General features: G+C 49.6%; 14 protein-coding genes, 1 tRNA gene and 1 rRNA gene. All 16 read right to left on the bottom strand.

What is annotated here, in order from left to right:
* Nucleotides 1–214 (bottom strand): 16S ribosomal RNA (locus ACTQ3A_RS04955); the annotation flags it as partial.
* Nucleotides 215–833: 619 nt separating this feature from the next.
* On the bottom strand, nucleotides 834–1805 hold the full coding sequence (gene dusB / locus ACTQ3A_RS04950; protein ID WP_441101496.1) for a tRNA dihydrouridine synthase DusB: 972 nt from the start codon (nucleotides 1803–1805) through the stop codon (nucleotides 834–836).
* Entirely contained in the window at nucleotides 1805–2143 is a 339-nt protein-coding gene (locus tag ACTQ3A_RS04945; protein ID WP_441101497.1) for a DUF6145 family protein, read from the bottom strand. The genes dusB and ACTQ3A_RS04945 overlap by 1 nt, the downstream gene beginning before the upstream one ends.
* Nucleotides 2144–2360: 217 nt before the next feature.
* Complete coding sequence (locus ACTQ3A_RS04940) at nucleotides 2361–3167, bottom strand: biotin--[acetyl-CoA-carboxylase] ligase (RefSeq protein WP_441101498.1); 807 nt, start codon at nucleotides 3165–3167, stop codon at nucleotides 2361–2363.
* Between the two features lie 214 nt (nucleotides 3168–3381).
* Nucleotides 3382–4386 (bottom strand): ornithine carbamoyltransferase, encoded by a 1005-nt coding sequence (gene argF / locus ACTQ3A_RS04935; protein ID WP_441494203.1) that lies wholly within the window; start codon nucleotides 4384–4386, stop codon nucleotides 3382–3384.
* A gap of 173 nt (nucleotides 4387–4559) precedes the next feature.
* Nucleotides 4560–5531: a cell wall hydrolase gene (locus ACTQ3A_RS04930; protein WP_441494202.1), complete on the bottom strand. Its 972-nt coding sequence runs from the start codon at nucleotides 5529–5531 to the stop codon at nucleotides 4560–4562.
* A 671-nt stretch (nucleotides 5532–6202) separates the two neighbouring features.
* Nucleotides 6203–6985, bottom strand: coding sequence for a TrmH family RNA methyltransferase (locus tag ACTQ3A_RS04925; protein ID WP_441101505.1), 783 nt, complete (start codon nucleotides 6983–6985; stop codon nucleotides 6203–6205).
* A gap of 453 nt (nucleotides 6986–7438) precedes the next feature.
* Nucleotides 7439–8431: a 6-phosphofructokinase gene (gene pfkA, locus ACTQ3A_RS04920; RefSeq protein ID WP_441101501.1), complete on the bottom strand. Its 993-nt coding sequence runs from the start codon at nucleotides 8429–8431 to the stop codon at nucleotides 7439–7441.
* A 151-nt stretch (nucleotides 8432–8582) separates the two neighbouring features.
* Nucleotides 8583–12053: a DNA polymerase III subunit alpha gene (locus ACTQ3A_RS04915; protein ID WP_441494201.1), complete on the bottom strand. Its 3471-nt coding sequence runs from the start codon at nucleotides 12051–12053 to the stop codon at nucleotides 8583–8585.
* A gap of 5 nt (nucleotides 12054–12058) precedes the next feature.
* A complete protein-coding gene (locus tag ACTQ3A_RS04910; protein ID WP_441494200.1) occupies nucleotides 12059–12901 on the bottom strand; it encodes a CvfB family protein in 843 nt (280 codons plus the stop codon).
* Nucleotides 12902–12982: 81 nt separating this feature from the next.
* Nucleotides 12983–13696, bottom strand: a complete 714-nt coding sequence (locus ACTQ3A_RS04905) for an acyl-[acyl-carrier-protein] thioesterase (RefSeq protein ID WP_441494199.1) — start codon at nucleotides 13694–13696, stop codon at nucleotides 12983–12985.
* Between the two features lie 376 nt (nucleotides 13697–14072).
* Nucleotides 14073–14145: transfer RNA gene (locus tag ACTQ3A_RS04900), tRNA-Gln, on the bottom strand.
* Nucleotides 14146–14271: 126 nt separating this feature from the next.
* The gene (locus ACTQ3A_RS04895; RefSeq protein WP_441494198.1) at nucleotides 14272–15066 is read right to left on the bottom strand and encodes a CPBP family intramembrane glutamic endopeptidase; all 795 of its coding nucleotides are present in this window, start codon (nucleotides 15064–15066) and stop codon (nucleotides 14272–14274) included.
* Nucleotides 15067–15105: 39 nt separating this feature from the next.
* Nucleotides 15106–15807: an HAD hydrolase-like protein gene (locus ACTQ3A_RS04890; protein ID WP_441494197.1), complete on the bottom strand. Its 702-nt coding sequence runs from the start codon at nucleotides 15805–15807 to the stop codon at nucleotides 15106–15108.
* Between the two features lie 55 nt (nucleotides 15808–15862).
* Entirely contained in the window at nucleotides 15863–17629 is a 1767-nt protein-coding gene (argS, locus tag ACTQ3A_RS04885; RefSeq protein WP_441494196.1) for an arginine--tRNA ligase, read from the bottom strand.
* Nucleotides 17626–18111, bottom strand: coding sequence for a CBS domain-containing protein (locus ACTQ3A_RS04880; protein WP_441098713.1), 486 nt, complete (start codon nucleotides 18109–18111; stop codon nucleotides 17626–17628). Before ACTQ3A_RS04880 ends, argS begins: the two co-directional genes overlap by 4 nt.
* Nucleotides 18112–18177: the final 66 nt, after the last annotated feature.

The raw sequence follows: 18177 nt of genomic DNA, 5'->3' as shown, positions 1-18177 counted from the left end.
TACCATGCGGTACTGTGCGCTTATGCGGTATTAGCAGCCGTTTCCAACTGTTATCCCCCGGTATGAGGCAGGTTCCCCACGCGTTACTCACCCGTCCGCCGCTCAGTCACTGAAAAATCATTCCGAAGAAATCTTCTTCAGTGCTTCGCTCGACTTGCATGTGTTAAGCACGCCGCCAGCGTTCATCCTGAGCCAGGATCAAACTCTCATAAAAAAAGATTGATTCGTTCAGAATTAACACTTGGCTAATTCATCCCTTTTTACTGTTTTAAAGGATCGTAATCAATTCGTTATCTCCCCGCGAACAGTTCGATAACCCGTTGAATACTTTCGATCGTTCAAACAAAAATTTTATAAAACTTCATTTGAATTTTCGAGGATGTGTTTTACTGTTCAGTTGTCAATGTTCATTGTCTGTCGTAGATGAAATCGTTTCTCTTGCGACAGCTCACTTAGAATACCACGAGTCCCAGGGAAAAGTCAACAGCCTTTTTAAATTTTTTCTCTTTTTTAAAAAACTTGTGTTTTTACCCAGAATTCAGCCCAATATATAGTAACCTTCATATGAGCATCATGCAAATCCGGGATTTCATGCAGTAAACCGCCATGCCGTCATGCCCCCGAAAGCAGGGCACTCCAAAAACTGTATATGCTGTAGATGGTTCGCTTCTCCGCAGGCGGAGCGTCACAAATTGCATAAGCTGCGGATTGTTCCCTGCGTCGCAGGCGGGGCGTCTCAAACTGCATAACGCGTGCGTGTCAATGGTTGCCTTCAGAAAAAAGCAGTTTTCGGAAAAAGGTTGCTTTCGAAATTAAGCGCGTCATGGATATCGCTATATAAGTGTTTCCCTCAGCAGCTCTCGCATCTCGTCGCCCGTATCCGCTTCGTTAATTCGCCTGCGAAGGGATGCAGAGTTCGGGAATCCTGCCGTGTACCAGGAAATATGCTTCCGCATTTCCCGGATGCCAGTGTATTCCCCTTTATATTGAACCATCAGATCCATCTGGCGAAGAATCATGTCATATACTTCTTTCGGCGCTGCCTTTGAAATAATTTCGCCCGTCTCCAAATAATGAATAACCTGATGAAAAATCCACGGATTTCCCCGGGCAGCCCTCGCGATCATAACCCCATCCACACCGGTCTCCCGCATCATTTTTTCTGCCTTGCGGGGAGAATCCACATCACCGTTTCCAATTACAGGGATCGAAACCGCATTCTTTACCTGGCGAATAATTTCCCAGTCCGCCTCCCCGGAATAATACTGTTCCCGTGTTCTTCCATGTACCGCAATTGCGGAAACGCCGGCATCCTCCATCCGTTTCGCCACCTCTACCGCATTCACCGAGTCCAGATTAAATCCCTTTCGGATCTTTACGGTTACGGGTTTCCGGATTCTTTTCACAACAGCGGATATAATTGCCGCTCCACGCTTCGGATCCTTCATCAGCGCCGAGCCTTCCATATTGTTAACGACCTTCGGTACCGGACAGCCCATATTAAAATCCAGGATTTCAAAAGGAAGATCCTCAATCATTGCTGCCGCCTCTGACACAGAGTCCGGATCACTTCCAAAAAGCTGGAGCGAGACAGGGTGCTCCGTTGGATCCGTTCTCATCAGCGCCTGGGTATTCCGGTTTTTATATAGTATAGCCTTTGCGCTCACCATTTCCGTGCAGACAAGGCCTGCTCCCTGTTCATGACACAAAACACGAAATGGCAGGTCTGTGACACCTGCCATCGGTCCGAGTATTACGGGATGATCAATTATAACATTACCGATTTTCAATGGCCGAATTTTCATCAGTTACCACCGCCCGCAAATATTTTATAAAACAGTTCCATAGATTCAAAGAGCTCCTGTTTCTCCTCGCGAAGCTTCTTCACTGCAAGACCTGCTCCTATGTCGTCATACATAGCATCTGCCGGCTCCGCCTCGGTACGAATTTCAAGATTGCCCTCCGGATCAAACTCCAGGACGATAATTCCTCCGCACTGCTCAGTAAAGGTGACACAAGTGATCTGCAGTTCGTCACGGATCTTCTGGGGAAGTATGGAAAAACTGTCATTAAAATAGTATTTTTTATCGTAATAATTTGCTCCGCAGAGCACAATATTCTTGTTCTTATCTTTATCGTTCATTCTCTGTTCTGTTATCAAATGATTCCGATTTGACCGGTGTGACCGGATCTTTTTATCGGATTATATCCTCTGATTTCTGCTCTCAATTATATGTTCTGTACCGGCTGTTTCGAATGATGGATTCTATCTTATCCATCCATTCATCTGGTGTCCGTTATCCCGAATCTGATAGACGCCATTCTCTGTCCGCTTTTCTACAGACATCATGTGCCAATCCTCAGACATAACCGTAAATTCCACGAACCGATACCTCGCCGGCAAAAACCTTCTCTGTCGTTCCGGTATCTTCTCTCTTCACCAGCAGCTCACCAAACCGGTCGATTCCCAATGCGGTGCCGCTGTACGGATTGCTCTGATTCATGACCCTGACCTTCCTGCCCCGGTTTGCAAGGATCGCCTGGTAACGGTCCATCAGACCTGTCAGGTCACCGGTCTCAAGAAAAACATCGTAATATCTGCCAAATGATTCCAGTATCCCGGCCGCGATGCGATCGCGGTCACATTTTCTCCCCGTCTCGAGGAATACGGAAGTTGCTTTATCGCTCAGATCCCGTGAAAAACGGTCCATGTTCACATTTATGCCGATTCCGGGAACCAGATAATCCCCGTTCGGTCCCATTTCCGTGAGAATGCCGCAGAGCTTCTTTCCTCTGCACACGACATCGTTCGGCCATTTGATCCCGGTATCAATTCCGGTCACATCACGGATTCCGTCCGCCGCTCCTAGTCCCATTACAAGAGTGATCATCGAAATCCTGCTCATTTCAATTTCCGGACGCAGAACGAGGCTCATCGATATGGAAGTGCCCTCCGGAGATCCCCATGATCTGCCGCGGCTTCCTTTACCTGCCGTCTGCGTATCCGCAAGGTACACGCTCCCGTCGGGAGCGCCTTCTTCCGCCTCCTGTCTGGCCCAGTTATTGGTGGAATCCACAGATTCCCTGTAGTGAATGGTCCAGCGATCCGTGCGCAGCATGCTTTGTATCCGGTCTGCACTCAGATGACTGTTTATTTCTTCCTCCAAGATCAACTCTCCTGTTTTTTCTTCGGTTGTCCCACACCTGACTGTCACTGCTGCTCTTTCTGTGCGTTACGCAGGTTTGTCTGTCATATCGCGCGGCACTTTCATGCCTGACTGCTTGCCAGACCCGCATGTGAGAACAATCGTTTTTCGACATGTCGGGCAGCCGTGTATGCATCTGCCAGAGCTCTGGCATTTCGTATGATGAGCTTCCAGATCAGAGCATGCCGCGGTCCGCTCCGAGAGTTGCGGCCATGACTGCTTTGATCGTGTGCATTCTGTTCTCTGCCTCGTCAAATACGAGAGACTGCTCCGATTCAAAAACTTCATCGGTAACTTCCATGTCATTCAGACCATATTTATCATGAATCTGTTTTCCGATTTTTGTGCCTAGATCATGGAAGGACGGAAGACAATGCAGGAAAATCGCATCCGGTCCGGCTGTCTGCATGACCTCCTTTGTAACCTTGTAAGGTGTCAGGTCCCGGATTCTTTCTTCCCAGACAGCGTCCGGCTCTCCCATAGATACCCATACGTCAGTGCACACAATATCCGCGTCACGTACGCCTACACTGACATTTTCCGTCAGCGTAATGGAACCGCCGCTTTCCTCTGCCCACTTCTCACACTGGGACACCAGCGCGGCATCCGGGAAATACTTCTCCGGCGCACAGGCAACATACTTCAACCCCAGCTTCGCGCAGACTACCATATAAGAATTGCCCATGTTGTAGCGCGCGTCACCAAGATAGACCAGCTTCAGTCCTTTCAGCTTTCCGAAATGTTCACGAATCGTCAGCATATCCGCCAGCATCTGTGTCGGATGATATTCATTTGTCAGTCCATTCCAGACAGGAACCCCGGCATATTTTGCGAGCTCCTCTACGATATTCTGACCAAAACCGCGGTATTCAATACCTTCGAACATTCGTCCGAGCACGCGCGCAGTATCAGCGATGCTTTCCTTCTTACCGATCTGCGATCCAGACGGATCCAGATAGGTACTTCCCATTCCGAGGTCATGCGCGGCCACTTCGAAGGAACAACGGGTTCGTGTACTCGTCTTTTCAAAAATAAGCGCAACATTCTTTCCGCGAAGAGAATCTACCTGAATTCCTTTTTTCTTCTTCTCTTTATATTTCGCCGAGAGGTCAAGTAAATAGGTGATTTCCTCAGGTGTGAAATCTTTAAGTGTCAGAAAATTACGTCCCTTTAAATTCATCTCATTTTCCTCCTCCGGATAGATGCTGTGCGGTTTCGGCTCTACTTCCGAGTCATATGGTTTGATTTTAACTCATATCCATTAAAAAAACAAGAAAGAGGCTGACTGCGCAGCCTCCTTCTGGTCCTTCTGTCCTTATATCTGATTGGTTAATTTGGAAAATTGTTATGTGATTAATAGAATGTCTGATTTCCGATGGTAAGTCCGCTTCCGCCGCCCGCATGGAAGTAGAGACAGCTGCCCACGGGATTCGCACCGTTGATCGCATCCTGTGCCGCGGCATAACAGTCTGCATCGACTCCGGACGCAAGAGTGGCTGCGAGGGCTCCGCTCGACGCCGGGGTGAACTGCCCGCTCTGGTAAATAACTTCGGAGATGGTGTTCGGAAAAGAGGCACTGTTAACACGGTTAAGAACGACCGCTCCTACTGCAACCTTTCCGGTATAGCTCTCCCCTCCCGCCTCGCAGTGAATCAGTGCAGCGAGAAGATTGATATCATCCTGTGAATAGGAGCTGTCCACGGTATTCGTCGTGGTGTCCGGCACAATTCCGGTCTCCGCTTCAAATTCTGCAAGCGTAACCGCGTCATGCGTATCCGCATTGATGGCAACGGCATCGGTAGAGATGTAACCGGTCTGGCCGTTTACCTTCACCTTGAACCAGCCGTTGTCTGCGCTGATCAGTGTCACGCCCGCCTTGTCCTCCAGCGTCATGAGAACAGGGCTTCCCGTGCTCTCACCGGAATAAACCGGTGTACCTGCTATGTTCACAGTACCATAGACCGTATTTTCCTCCAGGTATTCTGCCTCTGCTTCCGCGCCAGTTACCAGAAGATCGGAACTTACGTATCCTTCAATATTTCCGGAGGAGATCTTCGTCCAGCCATTCTCCTCACCCTCGACAGTTACCAGGGCTCCCGGGGTAAGAACCCCCACACAGTCGCTGGAAGAATCCTCTCCGCTACGAATCAGTGTATAACCATTCGAACTGGTAAGATCCGCGACCGCCTTGTCCGCCCAGTTCTCTACAAAATACGGGTTGTTGTATACCGACGCATTCGTATCTGCGTACACCGGTGCTGTCATCGCCGTAGTCATCGCAAAAATACAGCCACATACTGCAATCGTTTTCGTTTTGTTTTTCATAAAATCCTCCTGTGGAATGAGATAATCTCCGGAATAAATCCCGGCTTGGCCGGCCCCGACAGACGCATCCCCCTCGTCTTTCGCCACAGCTCCGGCTCACGGAAATCTGCTCATAATATTGAAATCAGATTTAAGATTATTTCATATTTGTTAATATTTGTTACAAAATGGAAACCAACTACAAGTTCGGCATTATAGCATTGCGGTTTTTGCTTGTCAAGCCGTCCAAAAAACGGCCGGGTTTTGATATGATTAATTCAGAATACGCCGGTTTTATGTAGATATATTGGATATAACATCAGATATATTTGCGTGTTTGTCCTTTTTGTCAGACATATCATCTGCTTATATCTGCCGGTATTGATGGGAGTAATTATTACGACAAAGTATTATCAGGATTCAAAAGAGATCTGCGGATTACAGCATTTTCGGTATTGAAAAGAGATCTGCGGATTGCAGCATTTTCGGAATTGAAAAAGAGGTCTGCGGATTGCGTATTCTCGGGAATTGAAAAGAGGTCTGCGGATTGCAGCATTTTCCCGAGTTGAAAAAGAGACCGGATGATTCAGGCAAGTTTTCTGAAAGAGATATGAATCATATGGATAAAAATCTGCCTCGCCCTGCGAGATGAAACTTCTGTTTCTAAGTCACACAGGGCGGGATGGGTTCCGTCATCTCTGATCATGCGCCGCATACATCAAAAGAGCGGACGCGACAGCCGCATTCAGAGATTCTACCTTTCCCTCCATAGGGATCCGGATCAGCACATCAGCCTTTGCGGAAAGCTGATCGCTGAGACCGTTTCCCTCATTTCCGATCAGAAAGGCAGTTCCGCCGGTGTAATCTTCGCCGCGATAGGTATTTTTCCCCTTGAGATGAGCGGCAAAAATCTTCACCCGCTTCTCCTTCAGCCAGCTGCAGACATCTGCGAGGTCGTCTTCTCTGCGGAACGGAACCCTGTAAATTGATCCCATTGTAGACCGGATCACCTTGGGCTGAAATACATCCGCAGTCCTGCTGCTCATAAAGATTCCGCTTACGCCGGCTCCTTCTGCAGTTCGAAGGATTGTTCCGAGATTCCCCGGGTCCTGAAGGTCCTCCAGAATCATCACGAGAGATGCACGTCCGGATCCTCCGAGAAGCTGTTCCCGTGTGTACTCCGGCATACCGGCAACCGTCAGTATGCCCTGAGGTGTCTTCGTATCACACATTCGTTCAAAAACCGGGTCTGAGACGGTTTCAAACGAGATTCCCTTCAAAGTATCGTCTGATCTGTGTTCATTCAAAAATGTTTCGGAAACAAATACATTTTTCCGCAGCTTTTCCGGGGTTTCCCGAAAAAGCTTAAGGCCCTCCGCAATGAAGCAATGTTCCTCTCTGCGGGCCCTGGATTTATTATTTAATTGGATTATTCTCTTAACATGGGCATTTGTTATACTGGTGATCACCGTCATCTTCTCCCGCTTCTCTGTTCTGTCAAAATTAATGTAATATTTTGGAATCTGGTAAAACATTCAGAAAATATCAGGCCAATTATTTTACAAGGTGGCAATTCATAAAGTCGTACCCGGTACATCAATTGATCCGGGCAACGAGATAAAACACGCTGTGCGAGTTTATCTCGCTATCACGACGCTCGCCGCACACGAATACTTCGCATTCGGCTGCGGCTCACTGTTCGCGTAATTAAACAGCACTCTGTCCGGCAAAGAATGAATATTCTGCTATGGCTGCATCAATTGCGGGTCACAGCGCTTTTATCATGAGTTCCCGCACGGAATGCAAAAAGGCCGCCACACGAAATGGGTCCGGAAGAGATCTCTCTCCGCATTTCGCGTGGCAGCCCCTGCAATCCATAAGCTATACGCCTGTTATTTCATGACATAAATTCATAAGCTATGCGCCTGTTATTTCATGACATAGTTATAAGAAAGGGTCTTGGCAAGCTCAACCTCATATTCAGACAGAGACTTCTTCATCGCAAGTGCTTCATTGATATCGAAATCGACAAACTGTCCGTTCTTGTATGCAACAACTCTCTTAGTCTTTCCACTGATAAGCAGATCCACCGCGTATGCTCCCATGATGGTAGCGTACATTCTGTCCTTACAGCTCGGGCTTCCTCCACGCTGCATATGGCCGAGGATGGTGGCACGTGTCCCGATTCCGGTAGCTGCCTCGATCCGCTTTGCCATAGCCTGTGAGTGTCCGATTCCCTCTGCATTGATGATGATATGGTGTTTTTTGCCCTTCTTACGGGTCTCAATGATATGATTGATAATTGTCTGCTCGTCGTAATCGTATTTCTCCGGCAGAAGAACGTCCTCTGCTCCGGATGCAATACCGCACCAGAGTGCAATATAGCCCGCATTTCTTCCCATTACCTCGATGATCGAACACCTCTCATGAGAGGTCGAGGTATCGCGTACCTTATCGATGGCTTCCATCGCCGTATTCACCGCAGTATCAAAACCGATCGTGTACTCTGTGCAGGCTATGTCCAGATCGATGGTTCCAGGGACACCAATGGCATTGATCCCCTTGTCCGCAAGCTTCTGGGCTCCCGCGAAGGAACCGTCGCCGCCTACAACAACCAGTCCGTCAATCCCGTATTTATTGCATGTGGCAACTGCCTTGTCAATTCCCTCGTCAGTGCGCATCTCTGCACAACGCGCAGAATACAGAATTGTGCCGCCCTTTCCGATAATATCAGAAACGTCCTTGGCATTCAGGTCAACAATTTCTTCGTTGATCAGTCCTTCATACCCTTTCAGGATTCCCTTAACCTTAAGCCCCTTGCCGATCGCACGACGGGTAGCCGCACGAACCGCCGCGTTCATGCCCGGCGCGTCACCGCCACTGGTAAGGATACCTATTGTTTTGACTTTACTTTCTGCCATTATCGTTCCTCCGATTCTACACATTAGATGTATTCGATGTATCAGAATAACTGTAATTCCTGATTTCCGGGCTGCCCATACGTCCCTGTTCCGGCGATAGACCGGAAAAAGGCCAATGTCTGCCCAAGCATGTTATATTTTAATGCAAATTCTATTGCATTTCAATGCGCTTTTCAACAACTTTCACGTTGTCACCGCCGAATTTTTGCTTCAAAGTGACGAGAACTCCTCCGGCATCTTCCGCGTCAGTAAAACAGTTCATCCTCTTCATCGCGCGTTCTTTCTCCAGATAGACAATGACCCGGTCCGTTCCGGGGAAAGGCGCGGCAATATCCCGGATATCCTTCTCCGCCTGTTCAAAGGCATCTCTGTCCGGAAAGCGAATCCAGATCTCGGCCGGAACCTCAGAAAAGGGAATCACTCTTTCTAAAATGAGCTTGCTGGGCCGGTCTTCTTCTACAGAAACCCTGCCGCGGATGAATACCTTTGCGTCAGTATCAACCATACCTGAATACTGCTCATAGCTTTTTGGAAATACGATGATTTCCATTGTGCCGAGAAGATCTTCCAGCGTCAGAAACGCCATCGTCTGATTCGTTTTTGTGTATTTGATCGTCTTGGAGGTGATCATACCGCCTACCGTAACCCGGTTTCCGTCTCCGACCTTCGGGATCCCGCTCTCTTCGTCCGGAAGGAAGTCTGTTGTTACCGCTGTGATGTTCTTTCTCCACTTTTCCTCATACTTCTCCAAAGGATGACCGCTGATATAGATCCCGGTCACCTCCTTCTCAAAGGCAAGTTTTTCCTCTTTGTTAAATTCTCCGACATCGGGCAGGCGTATCTCAAACTGTTTTCCGGCCTCCTCGCCCATGAAATCAAAGAGCGTCATCTGGCCGGCCATGTTATTCTTCTTGTCCTGGCTGACCTGATCCAGGATCAGACTGTACACCTGCATATACTGCCTGCGGGTACCGCCAAAGCAGTCAAAGGCTCCTGCCTTGATGAAATTTTCCAGCGTCCGCTTGTTGACTTCTCTGCCGGAGAGCCTCTCGCAAAAGTCTCTCAGGCTCTTGAACGGACCATTCAGCGCCCGTTCCGCTTCTATCGCCTCCATGACCGGGCGTCCGATTCCCTTCACGGCCGAAAGGGCATAGCGGATCTTTCCGCCTTCCACCGAGAACGAGCTCTCGCTCCGGTTAATATCCGGAGGGAGAATTTCAATTCCCATCTTCCTGCAGTGCAGCATATATTCTGAACATTTCCCCGCGTTGTCGATGACCGAAGTCATCAGAGCAGCCATAAACTCAACCGGATAATAGCATTTCAGCCACGCTGTCTGAAAGGTCACAACCGCGTAACATGCGGCGTGGCTTTTATTGAACGCGTACCTGGCAAAATCGATCATCTCATCATAGATTTTATTTGCTGTCTGTTCATCGATTCCGTTGCGGATGCAGCCCGGTATATCTTTCTCCTCGTTGCCGTAGACAAAATTCTGGCGCTCCTCCTCCATGACATGCATTTTTTTCTTTGACATTGCCCGCCGCAGCAGGTCAGCACTTCCGTAGGAATAGCCGGCGAGCTCGCGGACGATGTTGATGACCTGTTCCTGATAGATAATGCATCCATAGGTGGACTTCAGGATCGGCTCGAGCTGTGGGGTGTCATACCGTACCAGTTCCGGGTGTTTTTTCCCTTTGATATAGTCAGGAATAAAGTCCATAGGTCCCGGGCGATAAAGCGCCACACCCGCGACGATGTCCTCCAGAGAGGTGGGCTTCAGTTCCTTCATGAAGCTCGTCATTCCCGCGGACTCCAGCTGGAACACCCCCTCGCACCGGCCCTCTCCGATCATCTTCATTACCTTCGGATCATTATAATCAACCTTTCGCAGATCAATTTTCAGTCCGGTTCTTCTCTCCGCCATATTTGTGGCATCCTGAATCACCGTCAGCGTCCGGAGTCCGAGAAAGTCCATTTTGAGAAGACCGAGCTCCTCCAGCTCCGTCATATTGTACTGTGTTGTTATGGTGCCATCCGCCGCTCTCTGGAGCGGTACAAACTCGTCTACCGGTCTGGATGAAATGACCACACCCGCAGCATGCATGGAGGTGTGCCTTGGCAGTCCCTCCAGCTTTCTCGCCATATCAATCAGATGATGTACCTGTTCGTCAGAGTCGTATGCCTTCTTCAGATCCGGATTCATCGTCAGTGCCTTGTCAATCGTGATGTTTAACTCATTCGGTATCATCTTCGCGGTGGCATCACAGAGCGCATAGGGCAGGTCCATAACGCGGCCGACGTCCCGAATCGCATTTCGGGCTGCCATCGTACCAAAGGTGACGATCTGAACCACCCGATCCTTATGGTATTTTCTTACGACGTAATCAATGACCTCCTGTCTCTGTTCAAACCCGAAATCCACGTCAATATCCGGCATGGATACCCTCTCCGGATTCAGGAAACGTTCAAAAAGCAGACTGTACTTCAGTGGGTCCAGTTCCGTGATTCCCATCGTATAGGATACCATGCTTCCCGCAGCGCTTCCTCTTCCAGGGCCGACAGGAATGTTGTGCTCCTTCGCGAAATGAACATAGTCCCAGACGATCAGAAAATAATCGACGTACCCCATGGTACGGATTGTATTCAGCTCATATTCCAGGCGGTCGCGGATTTCCTGCGTGACCGGATGGTAGAGCCGTTCCGCGCCGTCATAGCACAGCTTATGAAGATAAGTCCATGAAGTAAAGCCCTCCGGCACCTCGTATTTCGGAAGCTTCAGCTCGTGAAAACGGATCTCCACCTGGCATCTGTCTGCAATCTTCTGGGTATTGTCAAGCGCCTGCCTGGCATAGGGAAACAGAGCTGCCATCTCCTCCTCAGACTTCACATAATACTGCCCGCCCTCATATCGCAGACGGTTTTCATCGCTGACCTTTTTCCCAGTCTGAATACACAGAAGAATGTCATGGGCATCGGCATCCTCCGCTCTTGTGTAATGACAGTCATTCGTACACACAAGTTCAATGCCCGTTTCCTCACTCATCCGCAGCAGCTGTGGATTTACGATTCTCTGCGCGGGAATTCCATGATCCTGCAGTTCAAGAAAAAAATTGCCTCTTCCGAAAATATCCTCATACCGGAGAGCTGCGGCTTTCGCCTCCTCGTAACGGTTTCTTGCAAGGTTGGAAGCAACCTCTCCCGCCAGACAGGCAGAAAGCGCGATGATCCCTTCGTGATATTTTCTGAGAAGCTCCAGGTCGACTCTCGGCTTATAATAAAAGCCCTCTGTAAAGCCCCGGCTGGTAATTTTCATTAGATTGTGATATCCCTGCAAGTTCTCCGCCAGCAGGATCAGATGATAATAGCGATTCTCACCGGCAGCAGGTTCCCGGTCAAACCTTGACCCGGGCGCTACATAAACCTCACACCCGAGGATGGGCTTTATTCCCTGGGCCATGCACTCCTTGTAGAACTGAATACAGCCGTACATCACCCCGTGGTCCGTAATCGCAGCGGCATTCATGCCGAGCTCCTTTACCCGGGCGACATAATCCCGGATCTTATTCGATCCGTCCAGCAGGCTGTATTCCGTATGAACATGCAGATGTACAAAACTCATTCTGATCACTCTTTCAGATAAATCTGTCCGTCATCGAGCCGTATTTTTCTCTCCTTCAGGAGATGACCAACCGCGCGCTTGAATGCAGCCTTTGAGATTCCAAAGCGGCTGTTGATCAGTTCAGGATCCGCTTTGTCATCAAACGGAAGAACGCCTCCCTCCTCGCGGATGGCTTCTTCGATCCTCTCTGCGTCCGTATCCATCTGAAGATAAGCCTTCTGCTTGGTCGTGACAGTCAGTTTTCCGTCCTCCCGGATCTGTGTGATCCGAACCTTCAGTATCTCTCCCGGCCGGAATTCTCCCTGCGCGTCTTTTTTCGGGATGAGAGCGGAATATTTGTCATCTACGGCAACAAAAACGCCGAAGTTTTTGCTCTGTTCATATACCCTTCCCTGCACCACATCGCCGACACTGTACGGGGAATCCGTATGAAGATAGTGATAGACCTTCATTGTCGCGCAAAGGCGCCCGCTCTTGTCAATATAGAGAGCGACCAGAACATCGTCGTCTTTCTCGACCCTGCAGGTCTGTTCATGGAAGGGGAGCAGAAGATCCTTTTCCAGCCCCCAGTCAAGAAACGCTCCGATGCGCGTTGTCTCCTTCACCCTGAGAACCGCAGTCTCTCCGAGTTCTACCTTTGGTGTGTTTGTCGTTGCAATCAGCCGGTCACTCGAATCCCGATACAAAAATACCTCGACAGGGGTGCCGATCTCCGCTCCAGCCGGCACCTGTCTGGCAGGCAGGAGCACCTGCTGCTCCTTTCCAGCCTTCGGGTCATCGGAGAGATATACTCCGAAGTCCTGTCTCTTCAGCACTCTCAGCACCTGTTTTTTTCCTAATTCCAACATGTTGTTCCGTCCTTTCTGTAACCGAAGCCTGTAATCATGCGACAATAATTTTCACATTCGGGAAACCGGAGACCGGTTTCATTACTCCGAAAATTCAGAGATGAAGTATTTCTCTCCCTGTTCATCATTAAACTGTACATAAAAGCTGCCATCCCGTTTTCCTACAATCGGAACAATGACATCGCCTTCCATGACTTGCCGAATCCATTCGACGCGAAGATGATGAACCTCAAATCCGACAGGAAGAAATCTCCTAGAGAGGCGCACATACTGTGCATTGTTCATGTGGCCGTTTACATCAAGATGTTCTTCACGGATTATGATTTTCTTCTGTTCCTCCCCGTTTTCGGGCATCCGGATCTTTCGTCTGCCCAGATCTTCCGGAATCTTCCACGATGGATCGAATCCGTATCCCTCGATCTGCTCCGCGGGAATTACCTCCGGTGTTCCTGTCTTCATATTCATAAATACCCAGTCCGAGGTTGCGAGAACCAGTGTCTCACCGTCAGCGTTTTCCATGGAAAAATCACGCGACGCCATCAGGCTTCGGAATCCGTGAGACCAGGTTCCTACCCGGATCTTCTCGTTGAAACCGGCATATCGGTAGATATGTGCCTGCATGTCCACGATCACCCATGCATGATCCTGCTTTCGGTTATGAGCAATGCCAATCCCTGCGTCCTCACCATGAAAGGTTGCGGTGTCCTGAAAATAATTCAGGATCGTATAGGGAGTCATGCGCTGATTTTCGTCCACTTCGCTGAAGCGGACTCTTCCTTCATAATAATATTTCATTGTTTTCTTCCTTTCATGGTATTCGCGTCGTTACAGGCATTCGCATCCGGTCTCTTACGCGCGCTTCGCGGCAGGCGACCCGTCTGCGTTTTCGAAAAATGGTTCTGATTATGTTATTGTATAAGCTACGGATTGCTCCGTAAGCCAAACTCTACAATATGTATAAAGCCAGCTGCTCCGTTGCTTCGCAACTCCCGCAGCTGCCACATGCATTCGCATTCTCGCGGTGTTTCACACCGCTCCATGCTCATACATGTTAGCGTCGTTCAAGCATGCAGTTTTCTGTGCATGCTTCGCATGCCCAAAACTGCCAGCTTGACGACGGCTTTATACATAAAAATAAGCGATTACATCACATGGATGTAATCGCTTCTTACTGGGCTACCTGGATTCGAACCAGGAAAATGACGGAGTCAGAGTCCGTTGCCTTACCATTTGGCGATAGCCCAATGCTTTGTGCATTGCCTTGCAACATGTGATATTCTATCAGACATCCCCGGGAAATGCAAGGGGAAATTTGATATTTTTTATATTCGTATTTTTTTCTGCGAACACCATATTGTTCATGAATTCTTTCAGGCATTTTTCTGTTTTCCCCGAAAATAAAGCAGGAGAAAGCAGGTCACACAAGCAGCTGCTTCCGCAGCCAGACAGGATGCGGGAACAGATCCATGGAAAGTCTTTCGTATCAGACGGTCTCCGAACACAGCCCAGGCGTTGACGCTCATATGTGCCGCAACGGCAGCACGGAGGTCGCCGCTCCTTTCATAGACAAAAGCCAGAAGAAAGCCAAGCAGGAACGCGTAGAGAAATTGAATCACATTTCCATGATAGATACCGAAACATAAAGCAGAGAGCAGGATTCCTTTCCTCATACCGGCATAGTACGCCGCGCGGCGGAACAGCATGCCGCGGAAAATCATCTCTTCCGCCGCGGGTCCGAGAATCACTGTTCCGAGGATCAGCAGCAGCAGATTCTGGTTTTCGAAGGCAGGTGCGGCGTTCTGCGTGTAACCCGTGAAAACCCGTTCCAGACCGCTTCCCGTGATCAGGCTGCTCCACACGTGACCGGCAAAGGTAACACACAGACAGCCACACACCATCTGCCATGCCTTCCACCCGCCGTTCCGCATCGGAAAGCGCATGGAGTCCACCCGGTAATTGTTCTTCTGCAGAAGAAGCGTGAGGCCGAATGCTGCGATGCTGATCCACATCGGGAGTGTCCGGACCCTGTCATAGATCTTCTCCGGATCATACTCTCCGACGATCAGCCCCGTCACAAGCAGAAGGACGACCGTAACCGCCGCCATGCACAGCCAGATAAAGACCAGCGGAAAAACCACATCCCAGATTTTCTGTCTCTTTGTCATTTTCTTATCTCCGCAGCAGGATGTTTAAAGACTCTACGTTTAAAGGACACTGTTGGTCAGAAGAGCCTCAGCCATCTCCTCTGGCGTATCAAAAACCAGATCTGCCCCCGCTCTCTCCAGTTCCTGTCTCCCGCCGTATCCATAGGCCGCACCGACAGCCAGAAGCTCCTCTGCTCTCGCGCCCTCAATATCATATTTCCGGTCTCCGACCATGCATGCCGCATCTCTTCTTCCCGAGAAGCCAGTCCTGTCCAGCACCCGCTGGATCAGGCCGGCCTTGGAGATCGTCCCCTCCTCCCCGGTCAGAGATATCCCGCTCACACAATCGAAGTACCTTAGAAATCCGCAGTCGTCAGCGATTTCCCTCGCAAACTTTTCGGGCTTTGAGGTCGCCATTCCGATCCGCCATTTTCTTTCCTTCAGAGAGCGCAGCAGATCTCCGATCCCGGGGTATACCGTGTACTCAAGCTTACCGATCGATTCATACCGCTCCCGGAACAGACGGACTGCCTGAGCACACTCAGATTCATTCATACCCATCTGCGCAAAGCTTTCATTCAGAGGCGGACCGACAAAGAATCCAAGTTCTTCCGCCTCCCGATGCTGCCATCCCATCTGATCCAGCGCATACTGGGCGCTCCTTGTGATTCCGAGCCCCGTATCTGTAAGTGTGCCGTCAAAATCGAAGACGATCAGGCGCTCCATTTTCTCCTCTCCTCCCACGAACACATTTTCATCCATTTCCGGTCACTGAACGCACAGGACCTGTTGTGTTCTTCCGGATCTTCAGGTTTCCTCACATCTCCTCCGGGGCACTGAAACCGAGGACATCGATTGCATCCTCCAGTACCCTCTGAACAGTCTTCAGAAGAAGCAGCCAGGATTTCTTCTGCCCCTCATTCTCCTCGGTCAGGATCCGGGTCTCATGATAGAAGCTGTTGAAATTATTGGACAGCTCGTAAATATAGGCGCAGAGACGATGTGGTGCTTTTTCCTCAAAGGCACCGGTAAGCGCCTCATTATATCGCGACAGCTGAAGCATCAGTTTCTTCTCAATGTCACTTGCGGCGTTCAGGATTTTCGCGTCTTCCAGACTTCCGCCCTCCGCTTTGAACTTATTCAGGATGGATTTGATTCTAACGATCGTATACAGGATATATGGCCCGGTATTGCCTTCAAAAGAAGTAAAACGATCGACATCAAAGACATAATCCTTGGATGCCTGATTCGAGAGATCTCCATACTTGATGGCAGAAAGTCCTACAATCTTCGCGGTCTCCTCCGCGTCCTTATCCTTGACGCTCTTATTCTCCACGATCTTCCGGAACATTTCCCGGTCGATATCCGCGATCAGAGTCTCCAGACGCATTACACCGCCCTCTCTGGTCTTGAACGGCTTTCCGTCCTTCCCGTTCATGGTTCCGAAGCCGAGAAATGTCAGTTTTGTCTCAGGCTTTACAAGACCCGTCTTCCGTGCGCAGCGGAAAGTCTGGATAAAGTGCATCTCCTGACGCTTGTCCACCACATATAGGATCTCATCCGGATCAAAATCCTGCATACGCTCGACAATCGTAGCCAGATCAGTAGTGGTGTAAAGCGCTGCTCCATCGGATTTCAGGATCATGCAGGGCGGAACCTCCTTCTGGTCCTTTTCCTCCCTGACATCCACGATCAGCGCGCCCTGATCCTCGTAGGCGTATCCCTTGTCCCTCATCATCTTAACCATGTCCGGGATATAGGCCTGTGCATCCGACTCTCCCTTCCACAGATCAAAATGGACATCCAGTTTTTCGTAGTTTTTCTTCAGATCGGTGACGGAAACGGAAATGATATGTCTCCAGAGAGCCCGGTATCCCCTCCTGCCGCTCTGAAGTTCCGCCGTCGCCTGAAGTGCCTTATTCTTGTAAGCGTCATCTTCCTTCGATTTTTTGCTTGCCGTCGGATAAATCTCCTCCAGCTCGCTGATGGTAAATGGCGCCTCCTCCGGATATTCTCCGGTATAGGAGTCATCAAAATAGGGCAGCTCCGGTTTTCTTTCCTGAAGCTCAGTGATGATCAGGCCCATCTGAAGTCCCCAGTCTCCGAGATGAACATCACCAATCATGTGATGGCCAAGCCGAAGGCCCATGCGCCGGATACTTTCTCCGATGATTGCGGAACGCAGATGTCCGACATGAAGAGGTTTCGCGACATTGGGGCCGCCGTAGTCGATGACGATTGTCTCCGGGTCTGCCGTCTTTTCGACGGAGAGTTCCTGATCCTCCGCCATTTTCTGAAGGTATTCCGCAAGGGATTTCCGGTTCAGCGTGATGTTAATAAAGCCCGGCATAACGGCTTCCGCCTTCTCGATCAGTTCAGAATCCTGAAGATACGCTACAACACCTCCGGCGATCTGTATCGGTGCCTTTTTGTACTGCTTTTTAGCTGCCATTGCTCCGTTACACTGATACTCACAGAGATCTGGGCGGTTTGAGACAGTGACCCGGGCAAATCCGGCATCATATCCCGCCCTTTCAAAGGCTTCTGCTACTACTTCACTGATTTCTTCGATTATTTTCTTCATTTTGCTTTTTCCTTCTTGGGTTCTTCACCGGAGGAACGCTGTTCCGTTCGCTGCTGCAATTCCTTCAGTTCATCCCTGTATTTTTTGAAATGTTCATAGCAATACTGGATGATGGCCTTTCGGGTGATAATCCCGATAAAGACGTTTTCGTCATCGACCACAGGTACAAAATTCTGACGCATCGATGTCTGAATCAGATCCTCGATATCGCAGTTGATATTGACCGGGTCCATCTTCCATCTCCGCGGAACGGAGGAAAGACGGATCTCCTCGGCGTCCCTGAGGCTGAGATCATACCTGTCCTTGATGATGCGCAGCAGATCTCCCTCTGTCAGCGTACCGATGTATCGTCCCCTTTCATCGAGAATCGGAATCGCCGTATACTTGTGGTATTCCATCTTCTCGATTGCCTGCCGCAGGGAACAGTCCGCACTGATGTACGCGCATTCCGCTTTTGGCGTGATAAAAAACAAGATATTCATATAATTTTACCTGCCCCGACTTCTGCAAAGCCGTTCAAACTACGTCCGTGCTCCCAAAAGGATATT

The organism is Bilifractor sp. LCP21S3_F8 (genome assembly GCF_052117805.1).
Taxonomy (GTDB): domain Bacteria; phylum Bacillota; class Clostridia; order Lachnospirales; family Lachnospiraceae; genus Bilifractor.
The sequence above is the reverse complement of the archived record's forward strand: the minus strand, read 5'-3'. Positions and strand labels throughout refer to the sequence as shown.

Bases quoted from the DNA above. Each gene is read 5' to 3' on its own strand.
- dusB (WP_441101496.1), bottom strand. From the start codon at position 1,805: ATGAAAATTCGGCCATTGAAAATCGGTAATGTTATAATTGATCATCCC.
- ACTQ3A_RS04945 (WP_441101497.1), bottom strand. From the start codon at position 2,143: ATGAACGATAAAGATAAGAACAAGAATATTGTGCTCTGCGGAGCAAAT.
- argF (WP_441494203.1), bottom strand. From the start codon at position 4,386: ATGAATTTAAAGGGACGTAATTTTCTGACACTTAAAGATTTCACACCT.
- ACTQ3A_RS04930 (WP_441494202.1), bottom strand. From the start codon at position 5,531: ATGAAAAACAAAACGAAAACGATTGCAGTATGTGGCTGTATTTTTGCG.
- ACTQ3A_RS04925 (WP_441101505.1), bottom strand. From the start codon at position 6,985: ATGACGGTGATCACCAGTATAACAAATGCCCATGTTAAGAGAATAATC.
- pfkA (WP_441101501.1), bottom strand. From the start codon at position 8,431: ATGGCAGAAAGTAAAGTCAAAACAATAGGTATCCTTACCAGTGGCGGT.
- ACTQ3A_RS04915 (WP_441494201.1), bottom strand. From the start codon at position 12,053: ATGAGTTTTGTACATCTGCATGTTCATACGGAATACAGCCTGCTGGAC.
- ACTQ3A_RS04910 (WP_441494200.1), bottom strand. From the start codon at position 12,901: ATGTTGGAATTAGGAAAAAAACAGGTGCTGAGAGTGCTGAAGAGACAG.
- ACTQ3A_RS04905 (WP_441494199.1), bottom strand. From the start codon at position 13,696: ATGAAATATTATTATGAAGGAAGAGTCCGCTTCAGCGAAGTGGACGAA.
- ACTQ3A_RS04895 (WP_441494198.1), bottom strand. From the start codon at position 15,066: ATGACAAAGAGACAGAAAATCTGGGATGTGGTTTTTCCGCTGGTCTTT.
- ACTQ3A_RS04890 (WP_441494197.1), bottom strand. From the start codon at position 15,807: ATGGATGAAAATGTGTTCGTGGGAGGAGAGGAGAAAATGGAGCGCCTG.
- argS (WP_441494196.1), bottom strand. From the start codon at position 17,629: ATGAAGAAAATAATCGAAGAAATCAGTGAAGTAGTAGCAGAAGCCTTT.
- ACTQ3A_RS04880 (WP_441098713.1), bottom strand. From the start codon at position 18,111: ATGAATATCTTGTTTTTTATCACGCCAAAAGCGGAATGCGCGTACATC.